Below are 16,292 nucleotides of genomic sequence, written 5' to 3' on the forward strand. Positions count from 1 at the left end.
TCTATATTCATCTTCAGCTCGCTGGGAATACTATAGAAAAAATAGTTCCCTCTCTCTGCTCGATATCTTTTTCCTGAATTATGAACTTCATAAAAGCATAGCAACTAAATCAGCCGAAATATGACTATTCTTTTAAAAAATGATAAAACTTATTACCGTTATCAGTTAGTTTAACTCCTAATTAACACACCCACCTTTCGTTTTTCATTACATTAGCTTTCTAAATCTAAATGAGTCATTATGAAAAAGTTATTGTATATTGTTCTAGGGATTATTGCCCTGTTTTTTGTTATAGCAGCTTTTGCACCTAAGGAGTATTCGGTGGTAAGATCTGTTGAAGTTAACCAATCTCTTCCTGTTACCTTCGACTATGTAAAGCATCTTAAAAACCAAGATGAATATAGTAAATGGGCTATGGTAGATCCGAATATGAAGAAATCTTTCAGAGGTACTGATGGAACTGTTGGCTTTGTTTCTCGTTGGGAAAGCGAAGATGAAAATGTAGGTATTGGAGAACAAGAAATTATAAAAATTGAGGAGGGTAAACGAGTAGATTTCGAGTTAAGATTTGAATCTCCATGGGAATCAGTTTCTCCTGCATATATGTCAACCGAAAGCATAAATGCAAATACAACCAAAGTAGTTTGGGGATTTGAAGGTCATATGGATTACCCATCTAATATCATGCTTTTATTTATGGATATGGAAGAAATGCTAGGTGGTGATTTACAAACAGGTTTAGATAACCTTAAGAAAAACTTGGAATAAGGATGGCTAAATACGAGCTTAAAACTAAGCTGAATGATAAGGACGTGATTGCATTTTTAGAGAAAATAGAAGATGAAAAAAAAAGATCTGATAGCTTTGAGCTTTTGGATCTTTTTACAAAAATCACAATGGCTGAGCCTAAAATGTGGGGAGAGAATATCATTGGGTTTGGTAGCTATCATTATAAATACGAATCGGGGCAAGAAGGGCAATGGTTTAAAATTGGATTTTCACCAAGAAAAGCAAAGTTTAGTCTTTATGTGATGAGTGGCTTTGATTATCTAAAACCTTATCTTGACCAATTAGGAAAACACAAAATTGGAAAATCTTGCCTTTATGTAAATAAGCTTGCAGACATTGATAAAAATATCCTTGAAAACCTAGTGCTCGAATCTTTTAATCATTTAATATCAGAGGTTTAATTCCAAATAGAGTTTCGGATGATTTGAGTTTGTTCAGATTGCACAGTTGTTTTTCTTTAAGATTATGTAAATTCATACCAGGATTATCATTCTTTTTGGTCATTAGTATTTAAGTTATTTGTAAATCGTCGCATCTATAGAATCCTGAAACTTTGATTTTTAAAAAAGTTGTTGCTGTAACCAAAATGCCAGGTTAACATCTAATAATAAAAATACGATTATGAGTACTGGAAAAAGATTATTTAGGAACCCACAAGGAAAAGTGGTAGGAGGAGTTTGTACGGGATTAGGTGATTATTTTAACCTGGATTATACCATCATCAGAATTATTTGGTTATTGATGGTTCTGTTTGGAGGTTTTGGAGTGTTACTTTATCTTATTTGTTGGATAATTATTCCGGAAAAGGTGTTTTAATCTTCACAGTATTTATCAGAAGTATATTTACAGAATTGATAACAGTTTCTTTACCATAAGAAACTGTTATTTTTTTTGTTTAAAGATTTGTTATTGACTTTTAGTCATGTGTATAAATATATGTTATAGTATTCAGCAAAACGATTATAAAAGGATAAAATATGGCGTAAAATCAGTAAAACACCTATTAAATTACGATAAACTGCTATTTCGTATTAAATAAATAAAACCGGTATCTTTCTAAATATGAAACGTGCTATATTTTTATGTATCTGATACACAATATTATATAAAACATACTTATTTAGAATAAGTATAAATATTGAAGATTGTTTTTGATTGTTATTCAAATAACAATTGAAAATTTATATTTGTTATTCAAATAACAATACTCTTAATCAATTCAATATGGCAGATACAGAAAAATTAGTTGAACAGTTGGTTTCAAAACATGGTAAGACTCGAAATAGTCTTTTACCCGTTTTGCAAGGCGTTGTTCAAGAAGAACATTTCCTATCGGACACTGCAATGATCGCAATTGCTAAGGCGTTAAATTTATCGTCGGCCGATGTTTACGGAACCGCTTCGTTTTATACATTCTTAGAAACGGAACCCCGTGGTGAAAATATCATCAGAGTGTGTAAAACCATTACTTGCAAAATGAAGGGCAAACAGCGAGTAATTGAGGCTATTGAGAACCATTTAAAAATTAAGGAAGGTGAAACTAGTAGGAACAAGAAGTTTACACTCCTAGCCGCCAACTGTTTGGGTTGGTGCCACAAGGGTCCAGTGATGCTCGTCAATGACGATGTTTACCCTCACGTAGACCCAGATCAAATAGTTAATATTTTAGATAAATATTGCTAGTCATTAACCCCAAAAAAAATAAAAATGGTATCAAAAAAATTACAAAGAGTCGATTTTATTTTTGATTGCGCGGGTTGTGAGCCCATTGAAGTGGTCAAAAAGGCATTGAAGATGACACGAGAAGAAGTGGTGTCTTCGATCATTGAGAGCGGATTGAAAGGTAGAGGAGGCGCAGGTTTCCCTACTGGTATGAAGTGGAAATTTGCAAAAGATGAGGTGGCAGACACCAAGTATGTCATTTGTAATGCAGATGAAGGAGAACCAGGAACATTTAAGGATAGAGAAATCCTAGATGTGGTTCCTAATAAAGTATTATCAGGTATGGCCATTTGTGCTTATGCCATTGGTTCTAAAGAAGGAATCATCTACTTAAGAGGAGAATATAATTTCTTATTGAAAAAGCTTAATGCTCAAATAGATGAATTTAACAATAGCTTGAGCAAAATAGGTTTAGATTTTGCAGTTAGTATTCGCTCTGGTAGCGGAGCTTATATCTGTGGTGAAGAAACCGCTCTTTTCGAATCTATGGAAGGAAGAAGAGGAGAGCCACGTAACAAGCCCCCATTTCCAACCAAATCTGGTTATAATGGAAAGCCTACCGTGATTAACAATGTTGAAACCTTAGTCTATACAGCCATGATTATAAATATGGGTGTGGATGAGTTTAAGGCAGTTGGAACAATGGATTCTAGAGGTAGTAAAGTATTCTCCGTATCTGGTGATACACCCAAAGCTGGAATTCATGAACTAGAACTGGGATTAAATGTGGCCGATTTTGTAGAGGAATTCGGCGATGGAGACACTAAGGCTGTTCAAGTTGGAGGAGCCTCAGGTCATTGTGTCCCCCGTAAACTCTTCAAAGAAACCATTATTGGATTCGAAGGAATTCCAACAGGTGGATCTATGATGATTTTCAATTCAACCCGATCCATGTTTAATGTACTAAATGATTATCTAGAATTCTTTGCTGAAGAATCTTGTGGTCAGTGTACGCCATGCAGAATTGGAACCCAACAGTTGATCAAAGGAATTGAGCATGTGAAAAAAGGACAAATGCCATCAGAATACCTAGATCAACTTATCAAACTCACCGAAACCATGAAGATAGCTTCAAAATGTGGTTTGGGTCAGTCTGTGGCTAATTCGTTCTCATCAATAGTAACCAACTTCCGCGAGGAAATGATTTATTAATCGCAAAACGAAAGGAAAATCATGTCAAAAATTAAATTAACTATAGACGGCAAGAAGGTTCAAATAGAACAGGGTAAAACCATACTCGATGCTGCCAAAAAGATAAATGTAAAAATTCCAACCCTTTGCTATCACGAAGATTTATGCGTGGCAGGTAACTGTCGTGTATGTGTGGTTGAAGTAGCTGGATCTAGAGCCCTTCAGGCTTCTTGTGCTATTCCAGCTCAAGATGGAATGGAGGTAAGGACAAATACCCCTAAGGTAAGAAACGCCCGTAAAGATATCATCGCTATGTTGGTATCGGAGCATAATACACAATGCACCACTTGTTATAGAAGTACCAATTGTGAACTTCAAACCCTTTCGGCAGAATTTAATATTGATAATAATAGGTATCTAAGTATATTAAAGCCTAATATTGAAGTGGATAGGTCATCTTGGTCTATCGAGAAAGATGACAGTAAATGTGTACGTTGTCAACGTTGTGTAAGAACTTGTTCTGAATTACAACATGTGAATGCTCTAACGGTCAGCCATAAGGGAAAGGATATGAAAATTAGTACTTTCCACGATCTGCCATTAAAAGATGTGGTCTGTACCAACTGTGGGCAGTGTGTAAACCGCTGTCCCACTGGAGCACTCACCGAAAGACGTTATTTCGATGAAGTATGGGAGGCTATCGGAGATCCTACCAAACACGTAGTGATGAATACAGCACCTTCTGTGCGTGTAGCCCTTGGCGAAATGTTGGGTTACCCTGTTGGTACTCGTGTAACAGGTAAAATGGTTACTGCCATGCGTCGTTTGGGAGTAGATTCCGTTTTGGATACTGATTTCTCTGCGGATTTAACGATTATTGAGGAGGGCACCGAATTATTAGTCCGCCTGAAGAAAGCTTTGGTAGACAAAGATGATACCATTAAACTTCCTTTATTAACATCTTGTAGTCCTGGTTGGGTGAAGTTCTGTGAACATTTATATCCAGAACATTTAGGCCATCTTTCTACTTGCAAGTCACCTCAACAGATGTTCGGAGCCTTAACAAAGACATATTACGCCGATAAAAAAGGTATTGATCCTAAAGACATCGTAAGTGTTGCTATTATGCCTTGTGCTGCTAAGAAATTCGAAGCCAATCGAGGTGAAATGAAAGACAGTGGATTCCAAGACATTGATGCAGGTTTAACAACCCGTGAACTAGGCCATATGATCAAGCAAACAGGCTTAAACTTCCTTGAATTAGAAGAGTCTTCCTATGACAGTATCATGGGAGAGTCTACTGGTGCAGGAGTCATCTTTGGAGCCACAGGAGGAGTGATGGAAGCTGCTTTACGAACAGCATACGAGATAGTAACAGGCAAAGAAGTACCTTTCGAAAATTTGAATATCATACCGGTCAGAGGTATGGAAGGCATTAAAGAAGCAGCTATAAAAATTGAAGGAGCGCTTCCCGAATGGTCATTCCTTGAAGGAGTAGAAATGAAAGTTGCTGTAGCCCATGGCTTAATTAATGCAAGAATCATTATGGATCAAATTGCAGCTGGTGAATCGCCATATCACTTTATCGAGGTGATGGCATGCCCTGGTGGATGTATTGGAGGAGGAGGGCAGCCTATTCCTACCAATGAGGCTATTAGAAAAGCAAGAGTAGCTGCCATTTATGAAGAGGATATGAATATGAACCTTAGAAAGTCGCACGATAATCCCGCCATAAAAACCATATATAAGGACTTCTTGAAAGAGCCACTGAGTCATGTATCACACAATCTCTTACATACCACTTATAGAAAGCGCCAACATTATTAGACTAAAATTGCCATGTGCCAAATTAATGTTGTTTGGTATAATTTATACGTTTTAATGAGTTTGAGGCCTCCATTTGGAGGCCTTTTTATATATGTTTAAAACCTTCTATTTACTTTCTTTAAGGGTAATACTTTTGCCATAATCATAGAAGATCATTATATTTATCAATTACAGAATATTTTGGACTTTAATTTTCTTTTTTTATAAACTTATTATTGTTCTCAAGAGTTTAGACCATTTCTATTTTTACAAATTTGGTTGTATATCAAATCTAACTGTATAATATATATTTCTATATTAGCCTGTTTTAATGTACAAGCAATATCAAAATCTATGAAAAAGACATTTATACTACTCATTTCACTCGTTTTTACTTTTTTAAATACCTTTCCTCAAAGTCCTGAAGAATTAGAAATAGTATTTCCGGAAGAAGATGCAGTAAATATTTTAAGAAGCGATCTAATTACCATTCGCGATTATTCTACTTCGCTAAAAATCACTAAACATGTTTATTCCAAGAAAATGATTATTAATAATGATAATCCAAATGATTATTGGCTGGATAATATATTTTATAGTTCATTAAGCCCGGCAGTAAATATTAAGGGATCTACTCTAAATTCTAAAATGGGTAGTGATAATAAGATGGCCTATATACCAGAAGTCGAAAGCTTGATGGAAAGCACCGATTTATACGCTGATATGTCAAATCAAGAGGTTTATTTTTTGGATGCAAAAAGAGGGTCAAATTTAGTTTTAGATTATGATAGAAATATTAATGGCCCACTTTATTTTACCCCGTATTTATTTGTTAAAGAGCATTCATGTTTAAAATCACGATTGATTATCAGATGTGAACCCAATATTATATTGGGATGGAATTATCATGGTCCCGATTCCTATTCATTTGAATTCACCAAAAAAGAAGTGGGTGGATTGGTAGAGTATAAATGGGAAATGGACACTGTTGCTAGTTTCGATTTAGAAGACAATGGTCCTGGATTCCAGGAGTTAAGTCCAAAAATCATCTTTTATGTAAAAACTATTATTAGAGAAGATGTTCCATTTCCTTTCCTCGATAGCGTTGCTTCATTACATAAATGGTATAGGACCTTAGTAAAACAAACTAATTATAAGTCCAAACAAAGCATTAATGCAATAGCTCATGAAATCACAGATACCTGTCATAATGAGGATGAGAAAATTAGAGCCGTTTTTCAATGGGTGCAGAGAAATATAAAATATATTAATACATCTATTGGCTTGGGTGGTTTTATCCCTGATGACTGCGTAGATGTGTTGAGAAATAGGTATGGTGATTGTAAGGCCATGACCAACCTCACAAAAGAGATATTAAAAGCATCTGGAGTGGAAAGTTATTACTGCTGGGTTGGAACCAAGGACTTGCCTTATACCTATGCGGAAAACTTCACTACATCAACAGATAATCATATGATTTTAGCAGTGGGCTCAAAGGATAAATATAAGTTGCTAGATGCCACCAATAGCTTTGGAGAGTTATATAAGGCACCCTACTATATTCAAGGAAAAGAAGTATTAATTTCATTAGGACCAAAAGATTTTATTATACACAAAGTACCAGTAGATTCTGCATCAGCAAATATCTTATTGGATAAAACCTATTTGTTTGAAGAGGATGGTGTTTTAAAAGGCCATGCAGATATTGAATTAACTGGAAGCATTAAACATACCATAGAAATGGCTTTTCCATTAAAGAAGGACGAAGTAGTCGATTTTATTGCTGAAAATTTGAAAAAGGCTACAAACAAAGCTCTTTTGGAGAATATAGAATATTCTGGAATAAAAGATAGAACAGATTCCATGAAGGTATCCTACGACTTTAGCTTGAGCAAATATGGACAAAGTGTTGGAGATAAGAAATATTTAAACCTGCATTTTACCCTTCCTTTTGATGATGATGAAATAGACATAGCGCAGCGTAAATTCGATTATCTATTCGATATTCCATTTACAGATGATTATTATATGGTTTACGAAATACCTGAGGATTATGGCATAAGTTATTTACCACCAAATAGGCAAATCAATTTTGACGATTATCAGTTTAATCTTGAATATGAATTGGTAGATAATAAGTTGATGATGAATAGGAAGATTATCTTAAAAAGTAGAAGGATTAAGAAAAACGATTTCAATAACTGGAATCAATTCGTAAGTGAACTCAAGAAAGCTTATAGAGAAGTAATAGTCCTTCAACGCCATTAATCAAAATCTAATCTCCAATCAAAACAACATTAAAAATGAAGAATATTCTTAAATATATATTCCTTTTTCTAGTTTTTATAATGGTTTCTCAAAGTGTATTTGCTCAAAGAAACAGATGGAAGCAGTATAATTTCAAAGATAGCACTGCTTTGAGTCCTGTAGATTCTCGCTATGCCGATGAGGATGCTGTAGAACTAAAAAGCATTAAAATATTTGAGTATAAAGGTTTGGGGCCCTCCACTTTGCAAAAAACAGTTTATAAGTTGATTAGAATTAATACGGATATCGGACTCGAAGATTATAACAAAGTAGCTATTCCCATGTATGGTGTCAGGAAAATAGTTGATTTTAAAGTACGATTTATTTCACCAAATGGAAAAGTAACTGTAATGAATCAAAATGATTTGTATGAGATTGACAATTTAGAGGGATATGGCGATTTTAAGGTCTTTGCTATTAAAGGAGCCGAAATTGGAGGGGAGATAGAATATAAATATACGCTCAATTTATATCCTAGCAAGTCTCATATAGAAATATATTATAATGATTATCCCATTCAGGAAGGACGATTTGAATTGGTTGCACATGGTGCTTTATCAGTTTTTATAAAATCGTATAATGGTTTCCCTGAATTAGAAGTAGATTCAGATGGTAGACAGGCATGGTATGCCGATTTAAAAAACGTGGAACCCATAAAACGAGAAAAGTACACCAATAATACTCCCCATAGAATGAAAATATCCTATGCAATTATGGGTGGAAGTGATGCTACTCCATTTACCCAATGGAGGAAAAAGTATAATAGTGTTTTTGATTATTGTATGCAGTTTTCAAAGTCAGAAAAGAAGAAGGCGCTCAAGCTATATCAGACCTTTCCTTTGTCCGATACTTCCGATGAACAAAAAATAAACTATATCAAGAAATACTGTAACGATAGTATAAACATAACTTATGCATATACTTATGCTGAATATAATTTACATAATATTATTAGATATAAAACTGTCCCTACTACTTTTGGAATGTTGATTTTACAATCAGCATTATACGAAGCAGCAGGTATTGAGTATGAAATATTGCTTACTGGTGATAAAACTTTCACGGAATTTTCTTCAGATTATCCTTTTTCTTATATGGTAGATAAAACATTGTTTTATTTTCCTAATTCGGGCCAATACTTAGAACCCTATTCGGAGTTTTACCCCTTAGGCATAGTGAAAACAAATTATATTTCCCAAGAAGCCTATTTTATCAAAAAAAGCTCTGGTTCCTATTATCAAAGTATAATACCAGTAGACACTTCTAGGTCTAATGCTAAATATCATATACACTTAAGATTGGTTGATGACCATATTGTCGAAATAAATTGGCAAACGCATTATAAGGGATATTGGGCCGCGCAATATCGAAGGCTGCTTTCTTATCTGGATAAGAAGGAAAGAAAAGAATTTTTAAAGGAAAAAGGCAAACGGAGTTCTGTAAATGTTACCGTTCATGATAGTGAAATCATTAATGATACCCTGAGCTGGAAGGATACCATTGTGAAGCCATTAATATTTACATACCAATTATCTAGCGATATGTTGATTGAAAAAGGGGCTGACGACTTGATTTTTAATCTTGGATATTTGTTCCAAACACGAAGTGATTTGTACAAAGAAGAAGAAGAGCGAAGTCAAGATATTGACATGGGTAATCCCATTAAAAAATCATATATTATCAAGGTTGAAATCCCTGAGAACTATCAAATTGCTAATCTAGAAGATTTAATAGAGGATGTTAAATACACCAATGAGGAAGGTGAAGTACAAGCAGGGTTAGCGTCGAATTATGAGTTAAACGAGAAGCTGTTAGTTTATAAGGTAACTGAGTATTTTACTAAGTCATCTTATCCTGCCGCAGATTATGAAAAGATAAGAACAGTCATCAATCAAATGGCCGATTTAAAATATAAAAGCTTAGTTCTTCAGCCCACAGAAAGTAGTTCTACCGAATAATTCAATTGCAGTAAAATAGAATAATAAAGAGTATGCTATTATTCTCGCCATTTGATATTATTTAATGATTACAAACATGACCTTCGCCTTGTGCTTCATGCTGTTGGCAACTGATTCCTGAGTCACCAATGTTTCCGTCCAAATAAGCTTGAGCTACTAATAGAATATCTCCTTGGCAACCTCGAACAACTTCAATACCTTGTTGGTGAAGTACGTTTAATGCCCCATTTCCCATATTTCCAGCAAGCATTACGGTAACGCCCAAATCTTTCAATACACTTGCGATATTACTTTTACATCCGCATCCTTGTGGGGAAGGTAAAATCTCGGTCTTTTCAATTTTTTTGTTATTATCAACGGTGATAATAGTATAGGCTTCGCAATGGCCAAAATGTCCATCCACTATGTTTCCTCTTGTAGGTATTGCGATCTTCATGTTTATCTTTCGTTATGGTGATGATTATAATTTGTCTTCATTCAAGATTAGGAATAAAGGATTGCAAAAATATAAATTATAATGAACATATGTTTATTATAATTATATATTTTTTTGAAATTGACAAATCAGATGGCTTAGCTTTTCCACTCTACCAAACTACCTCTTTCTTTTTTTATAAGCGGCTTGGGAATACAAACTTGGATCTCTTTACTGAGCTCTTCAATAATCCTCGACTTTTGATATTTACGAGTATATACTAAACTTACTTCTCTAAGTGGAACCATATCTTCAAAATGCCTCACCTGATTCTTTCTTTGGGCATCTAAATCGTACCAAGCCAGTTCTGGGATTAGGGTATAGCCGCCTTCTATGTCTATAATTTTAATGAGGGTATCTAGGTTTCCTCCTTCAAATTCAAAGGGTAAATCGCTGCTTTCGAAATGGTGAATATCGCAGAGGTTGACTACTTGATGGCGAAAACAATGACCATCGTTGAGGAGCCAAATATCATTGGTATGCATGGCCGAAACATTAATCACAGGTTGCTGCATATATTCATGGTTTTTATTGGAATAGATGAGCATTTCCTCATAGTATAAAGGCTTTTCAAATATACCCGTTTCATGCAGGGGAGTGACTAAAATTCCCACATCAATGATTCCCTTTTTTAAATATTCAGAAATTCTCTCGGTGACCATTTCAGTAACTTTTAGCTCCACTTTAGGGAATTTTCTTCGGAATGCACCAGAAAACCGTGGCAGCAAGTAGGGTGAGATGGTAGGAATAACTCCAATTTTTAATGCTCCGCTAACATCCTTTCTGCTTTCTCGAGCTATCAAATCTAATTTTTGAGCTTCTGCTAAAACTTCTCGTGCTTGCGCAATTAACTTTTCTCCTGCCAAGGTAGGAACCACCGGTTGTTTACTTCTGTCGAAAATGATAACCTCTAGATCCTCCTCTAGTTTTTTGATTTGCATACTCAAGGTGGGTTGTGTGACAAAACTCTTTTCGGCGGCAGTGGCAAAGTGGCGATAGGTATCTACCGCTGCTATATATTCTAATTGTATTAAACTAATCATGCAGCAAATATAGACAAAATCTATTAGGTATTAAATATTATCGATTTGACAAATGTGCTTTCAGGCTGTATCTTTGCCTTAAATAAGTCACAAATAAGTGTGATATAATTATCAGATTAACAAGTAGTAAAGAATATATAATCCGTATTTTTAAAAAGAAAGGAATAAAGATGAATAGAATAGGAATTAAAAAACATAAAGCCCAGGAATTAAGTTCAATGCTAAATGATTTATTAGCCAATTATCAAGTTTTTTATACCAATGTGAGAGGATTTCATTGGAATATAAAAGGTGAAAAATTCTTTGAATTGCATGTGAAGTTTGAAGAGTTGTATAATGACTTGAATTTGAAGATTGATGAAATAGCAGAACGTATTTTAACCTTAGGTTTTGAGCCAGAATATAGATTTTCAAAATATCTTCAGGTATCACAAATAGAGGAGGCCATTCAAACCAATGACGGGCTAAAAAATGTGGAAAGCATTCTAGATGGATTGACTTTGTTTATTAGTAAGCAAAGAGCGATTTTAGAAAAAAGTGGCGATGCCAATGATGAAGGTACTAATGGTTTAATGAGCGATTATATCAGAGAACAAGAGAAAGCAATATGGATGTATTCAGCATTCTTAAATAAATAAACCCAAATAAAACAAATAATCATGGAAGAAAAAGTAAGAAAAGGAATGCCTTTATTAGGTGACATGTTCCCAAATATGACCGTACAAACTACTCACGGAATTAAGAATTTACCAGAAGACTACAAAGGACAATGGTTCGTATTATTTAGTCATCCTGCAGATTTTACTCCTGTATGTACTACTGAATTTGTGGCTTTTCAAGAGCGTTACGATAAATTCAGAGCTTTAAACACCGAGTTGATAGGATTGAGCGTTGACCAAGTTTTCTCTCACATTAAATGGGAAGAGTGGATTAAGGACAATATGAATGTACAAATCGAGTTCCCTATTATTGCCGATACTGGTAAAGTAGCTGAAGATTTAGGAATCATTCATCCTGGTAAAGGAAGCAATACGGTAAGAGCGGTATTTATTGTTGACCCAAAAGGTAAATTCAGAATCATTTTTTATTATCCACAGGAATTGGGAAGAAATATGGATGAGATTTTAAGAGCTTTAGAAGGTATGCAAGTATCAGATGCCAATAAAGTAGCTATGCCAGCCCAGTGGCCAAATAACGAGCATTTTGGAGCTAGAGTAATTGTTCCACCAGCAACTAATGTTACTGATGCAAAAGATCGCATTGAAAAAGCCAAAGCTGGTGAGCATGAATGTTTAGATTGGTGGTTATGTCATAAAGAATTGAAGTAATATTAAAACATACTACCCAAATGAATTATTTAGGAGCCGAGATTGTATTTCGGCTCTTTTTTAATTGGCAGTATTTTTTATTTCAGCACCTTGTTAAATTTATTCTTTTACAATTAACCAATTAGAAGGTAATAATGCCTTTTTATTGACTTTAAAGCTAAGGTAATAGATCATCGTTATATAACTAAGTGTAGTTTAAAATGCGCCTTAAACAATACTGATTAGTCATCGGTATAAAAATACTTCTTTAGACTAGGCTTCTTACTATATATTTATGGGAGAGGTGTTTCAATAATTAGATTTTAGAGTATGTAAGCTAGACATGTGAACCTCTTTTAAACCAATAAGGGAGTATATTATTTGGATAATTGGTAAGATGCCCATTATTATTTAGATATGGGGAATAATAATGATGGAAATTACATCTACCAAAAGTACAAGACAGATTGGTTTTTGGAATCATTATTTAATTTTTTAGCAAACAAAACCTGGTAGACTCAAAAGGGTACTCAGATTACATAGGTGCTAAATTATAGAAATAATTCTTTTCTTATCTAGACCAAGGAATTTCAAATTTTAGTCGATACAGGAAAGGTTTCTGCTGATGATGAACTCATTAGGGGTTTGGAAATCTTAAGTAATTCAAAACATCCTTTAAAATATCTATTTCTTACCCATAGTCACTGCGATCATTATTTGAATGCTGCTAAGCTGAAGGATAAATTCCAGTGCAAAATATGACTAAGTGAAGAGGAAAGAAATTATACGAAAGATGGGTTTACCCCACTTCCCTTAGGGACTTCTTTACTCACCAATTGGATTTCCCTTTTGCCAGAAATTACCAAAAAAGAGCTTCAGTTATTTAGTATTATCTCTCGATATTTTAATAAAGGAGGCTGGTATTCTTGAAAGTGAAGAAAAAATGATAATTTAAGTCCAGGTCGCACAGATAGTTCTATCAGCTTAATAGTTGACGAGGAGATAACTATAGTAAAGATACTTTTTTTGACATCTTCCTAAACTCAGGTAAACCTCCATTTGCCAATAATCAGAAAGATATGGTGCAGTCTTAGGAAAAACTCCTAAGTACAAGAGTTCAACTATTCCTGCCTAATCATTGAAAAGAAATTAGAAGAAAACTCTTGCAAAAAGAACTTGCAAAGTATCAGAAAAAATAAAAGGCTATTTAGTTAAAACCTTAACAACCCAAAGAATAAGATAAAGCCCGACTCCAACCCCAAAGCATAATGCACCTACTACAAATGCTATTCTTATTATTTTCTCACTGATCCCCAACTTATTCCCTAACCAACCTGAAACTCCTAATATCATAATTTTTGTTTTGGCAAATATAATAGACTTTTTCAGTTTTACACATTTGCAGAAAATTATAGTTTTAGGGTCTAAATTTGTAGGCATATCTAATCATGATTAATATGTGATTTTAACACTAATAATCGCGCCCAAAATCTGTAAACATTGTAGATTTGATGGCTGAAAAAAAGCCAAAACACTTCTTTAAATGAAAAACTTTATTCTCTTTTTTAGTTTGTTGTTAATCTTCATCTCTTGCGATAGCAGTAATCTGGTTATTGAGCAAAAATTAGAAATTCGTCTTCTCCCCCAACTCAAAGAACTCATTGCTTCTACTCAAACTTTAATTTTAACAGCAGAGAGCAAATCTTTTAGTCCAAATGAAGAAATCGGAGGCCTCCTCCAATTATTCTCTGAGAAGCTGGAATTGATCACAGGCTTAAAACTAGAGCAAGAAGAAGAAATGAGCCCTAATAGTGATGTGATTTTTGAATTAGATAATTCCCTTGAAAAAGAAGAATATCAAATTAGTATCAGCAATAAAATTGAAATGAGAGGAGTAATTTATCAAACTTTAGCTATGGCTAAAAATAGTTTGCTTCACTTGGTGATAAAGCAAGATGCTTTTTTGACTTTTCCAGTTTTACAAATTATAGACAGTCCTGATGCCAATTATAGAGGCTTTATGCTAGATTTAGCCCGACAATGGCATGAAATGGTGTACCTTTGTGATTCGGTTAAGTGTGCCATACAACTTCTTTTTTCGCGATTGGAAGCGGTAAGGTAAGCAAACCACCAAAACATGAAGGAGAGTTCTTCTCTCTTTCTGTTTTGAAAAATTAATAATTTCGCCTCTAAATCGAAAAGTTGCATTTACTACTTGAATTTAAGAATCAATAAAAGATGAGCGCAATTACAGCAAATCCCCTACAGGGAATTGGAAATTTTAGCAAATACTTTATACATGAGCTGAACCACTACGCGGTAGTTTTTTCCTCTCAACTTACTATTTATAGAAAAGCATTGCCCATAGGGCATCAGCTATTGTATATGTAGAAAAGAAATATTTTATTGCTCGTAGAGCATATGTTCTATAAACTTCAATAAAAGTTAGAGCGCAATTAAAGCAAATCCCCTATGGGGAATAGGAAAACTTTAGCAAGTACTTTATACATGAGCTGAACCGCTACGCGGTAGCTTTTTCCTCTTAGTTTACTATTTATTAAATAGCATTGCCCATAGGGCATCGGCTATTGTATAAGGAGAAACCAAAGTGAAAAGCACAGCAAAAAAGCCATTACAAATGCAATGGCTTCTCTATAAATCTCGAATAAAAAAACCGCTATTCGTCTTTCTTAAAAAAGCTCTTCTGAAATAACAATATCAAAGCTACACCAATAGTGATAGAAGCGTCCGCTACATTAAATACAGGCTGAAAGAAGGTAAACATCTGCCCACCTAACCATGGCATCCATTCGGGCCAAGTAAAGCTAAATAAAGGAAAATAGAACATATCTACTACTTTACCATGTAAAAAGCTGGCATAGCCACCTCCTTCGGGGAAAGCCGTTGCAACCTCATGAAACATACTGTCGCTAAAAATCATTCCATAAAAGGCACTATCTATCATATTTCCTAAAGCTCCAGCCATAATTAAAGAAATACTTAGAACAAAGCTTGCAGGAGATTTTCGCTTCACAATATGAGCGATATAAAAGCCCAAAGCAATGATGGCTCCAATTCTAAAAAGGCTCAAAGCTAATTTCCCCCAAGAGAAACCCAACTCATAGCCAAAAGCCATTCCGGGATTCTCAGTAAAGTGAATAATGAACCAATCTCCCATCACATGAATTTCCTCACCTAAATGGAAATGGGTTTTGATATAAATCTTTAAAATCTGATCTACTAAAAGTACCAGAAATACAATTATTGCTGCTTTTTTCAATTTATTGTCTTTTAATAAAAAAGAAGCATTTTGAGATTTTCAATCAAAATGCTTCCATATAATATTTTAATCGTATCAGTTTAGATACGAGGTCTATTCAATTTTGCATCAATACTTAAAGTAGCATGAGGAACACTTCTCAAACGTTCTTTAGGAATTAATTTTCCAGTCTCACGGCAAATACCATAAGTCTTATTCTCAATACGAATCAAGGCCATCTCTAAACTCTGAATGAATTTTTCTTGACGAGATGCTAATTTACTGTTTTCTTCTTTTGTTAAAACAGCATTGCCCTCCTCTAATACTTTAAAAGTAGGAGAAGTATCGTTAGTGCCATTGTCGTTATTGTTGATATATGCTTCGGTAAGCATTTTTAAATCAGCTTTTGCCTTGGCAACTTTACCTTGAATAATTTCTTTAAACTCTTGTAATTCACTATCCGAATAACGGCTCTTTTTTGTTTCAGTATCCATA

17 protein-coding genes are annotated in these 16,292 nt (G+C 34.4%); 12 read left to right on the plus strand and 5 right to left on the minus strand.

Features of this window, described 5'->3' with window-relative positions:
- Nucleotides 1–240: 240 nt before the first annotated feature.
- The 8 genes from HNS38_RS04790 to HNS38_RS04825 all read left to right on the plus strand — a co-directional run bounded on the left by HNS38_RS04790 (nucleotide 241) and on the right by HNS38_RS04825 (nucleotide 9,713).
- The gene (locus HNS38_RS04790) at nucleotides 241–768 is read left to right on the plus strand and encodes an SRPBCC family protein (protein ID WP_172276088.1); all 528 of its coding nucleotides are present in this window, start codon (nucleotides 241–243) and stop codon (nucleotides 766–768) included.
- A gap of 2 nt (nucleotides 769–770) precedes the next feature.
- Nucleotides 771–1,190: a DUF1801 domain-containing protein gene (locus HNS38_RS04795; protein ID WP_172276086.1), complete on the plus strand. Its 420-nt coding sequence runs from the start codon at nucleotides 771–773 to the stop codon at nucleotides 1,188–1,190.
- A gap of 220 nt (nucleotides 1,191–1,410) precedes the next feature.
- The gene (locus HNS38_RS04800) at nucleotides 1,411–1,605 is read left to right on the plus strand and encodes a PspC domain-containing protein (RefSeq protein WP_172276084.1); all 195 of its coding nucleotides are present in this window, start codon (nucleotides 1,411–1,413) and stop codon (nucleotides 1,603–1,605) included.
- 408 nt (nucleotides 1,606–2,013) lie between these two features.
- Nucleotides 2,014–2,472, plus strand: a complete 459-nt coding sequence (gene nuoE / locus HNS38_RS04805) for an NADH-quinone oxidoreductase subunit NuoE (protein ID WP_172276082.1) — start codon at nucleotides 2,014–2,016, stop codon at nucleotides 2,470–2,472.
- Between the two features lie 24 nt (nucleotides 2,473–2,496).
- Nucleotides 2,497–3,663, plus strand: coding sequence for an NADH-ubiquinone oxidoreductase-F iron-sulfur binding region domain-containing protein (locus tag HNS38_RS04810; protein WP_172276080.1), 1,167 nt, complete (start codon nucleotides 2,497–2,499; stop codon nucleotides 3,661–3,663).
- 21 nt (nucleotides 3,664–3,684) lie between these two features.
- Entirely contained in the window at nucleotides 3,685–5,469 is a 1,785-nt protein-coding gene (locus tag HNS38_RS04815; RefSeq protein WP_216663635.1) for an NADH-dependent [FeFe] hydrogenase, group A6, read from the plus strand.
- A 333-nt stretch (nucleotides 5,470–5,802) separates the two neighbouring features.
- Nucleotides 5,803–7,716: a transglutaminase family protein gene (locus tag HNS38_RS04820; protein WP_172276078.1), complete on the plus strand. Its 1,914-nt coding sequence runs from the start codon at nucleotides 5,803–5,805 to the stop codon at nucleotides 7,714–7,716.
- 35 nt (nucleotides 7,717–7,751) lie between these two features.
- Nucleotides 7,752–9,713 (plus strand): DUF3857 domain-containing protein, encoded by a 1,962-nt coding sequence (locus HNS38_RS04825; RefSeq protein ID WP_172346077.1) that lies wholly within the window; start codon nucleotides 7,752–7,754, stop codon nucleotides 9,711–9,713.
- Nucleotides 9,714–9,774: 61 nt separating this feature from the next.
- Here the strand turns inward: HNS38_RS04825 and HNS38_RS04830 are convergent, their stop codons facing one another.
- Together HNS38_RS04830 and HNS38_RS04835 are read right to left on the minus strand one after the other, a co-directional pair.
- Nucleotides 9,775–10,149: a NifB/NifX family molybdenum-iron cluster-binding protein gene (locus tag HNS38_RS04830; protein ID WP_172276074.1), complete on the minus strand. Its 375-nt coding sequence runs from the start codon at nucleotides 10,147–10,149 to the stop codon at nucleotides 9,775–9,777.
- 137 nt (nucleotides 10,150–10,286) lie between these two features.
- Complete coding sequence (locus HNS38_RS04835) at nucleotides 10,287–11,231, minus strand: hydrogen peroxide-inducible genes activator (protein WP_172276072.1); 945 nt, start codon at nucleotides 11,229–11,231, stop codon at nucleotides 10,287–10,289.
- A gap of 170 nt (nucleotides 11,232–11,401) precedes the next feature.
- Between HNS38_RS04835 and HNS38_RS04840 the strand changes: the two genes are divergently transcribed.
- The 3 genes from HNS38_RS04840 (at nucleotide 11,402) to HNS38_RS21055 (ending at nucleotide 13,300) form a co-directional block, all read left to right on the plus strand.
- Complete coding sequence (locus HNS38_RS04840; RefSeq protein ID WP_172276070.1) at nucleotides 11,402–11,869, plus strand: Dps family protein; 468 nt, start codon at nucleotides 11,402–11,404, stop codon at nucleotides 11,867–11,869.
- Nucleotides 11,870–11,890: 21 nt separating this feature from the next.
- Nucleotides 11,891–12,559 carry a peroxiredoxin gene (locus tag HNS38_RS04845; protein ID WP_172276068.1) on the plus strand — a complete coding sequence of 223 codons (669 nt, stop codon included), beginning with the start codon at nucleotides 11,891–11,893 and terminating at the stop codon, nucleotides 12,557–12,559.
- 573 nt (nucleotides 12,560–13,132) lie between these two features.
- Nucleotides 13,133–13,300, plus strand: a complete 168-nt coding sequence (locus HNS38_RS21055) for an MBL fold metallo-hydrolase (protein ID WP_172276324.1) — start codon at nucleotides 13,133–13,135, stop codon at nucleotides 13,298–13,300.
- A gap of 441 nt (nucleotides 13,301–13,741) precedes the next feature.
- On the opposite strand, the gene HNS38_RS04855 is transcribed toward HNS38_RS21055, so the two are convergent.
- Nucleotides 13,742–13,978 carry a PspC domain-containing protein gene (locus tag HNS38_RS04855; protein WP_172276066.1) on the minus strand — a complete coding sequence of 79 codons (237 nt, stop codon included), beginning with the start codon at nucleotides 13,976–13,978 and terminating at the stop codon, nucleotides 13,742–13,744.
- A 103-nt stretch (nucleotides 13,979–14,081) separates the two neighbouring features.
- Here HNS38_RS04855 and HNS38_RS04860 point away from each other — a divergent pair, with 103 nt between their 5' ends.
- The gene (locus HNS38_RS04860) at nucleotides 14,082–14,660 is read left to right on the plus strand and encodes a glycoside hydrolase family 20 zincin-like fold domain-containing protein (RefSeq protein WP_172276064.1); all 579 of its coding nucleotides are present in this window, start codon (nucleotides 14,082–14,084) and stop codon (nucleotides 14,658–14,660) included.
- Nucleotides 14,661–15,215: 555 nt separating this feature from the next.
- Here the strand turns inward: HNS38_RS04860 and HNS38_RS04865 are convergent.
- Both HNS38_RS04865 and HNS38_RS04870 read right to left on the minus strand, forming a co-directional pair.
- Nucleotides 15,216–15,818 (minus strand): lipoprotein signal peptidase, encoded by a 603-nt coding sequence (locus HNS38_RS04865; protein WP_172276062.1) that lies wholly within the window; start codon nucleotides 15,816–15,818, stop codon nucleotides 15,216–15,218.
- 80 nt (nucleotides 15,819–15,898) lie between these two features.
- Nucleotides 15,899–16,291, minus strand: a complete 393-nt coding sequence (locus tag HNS38_RS04870; protein WP_172276060.1) for a TraR/DksA C4-type zinc finger protein — start codon at nucleotides 16,289–16,291, stop codon at nucleotides 15,899–15,901.
- Between the last annotated feature and the right edge of the window lies 1 nt (nucleotide 16,292).

The sequence above is a fragment of the Lentimicrobium sp. L6 genome, from assembly GCF_013166655.1.
GTDB lineage: Bacteria > Bacteroidota > Bacteroidia > Bacteroidales > UBA12170 > UBA12170.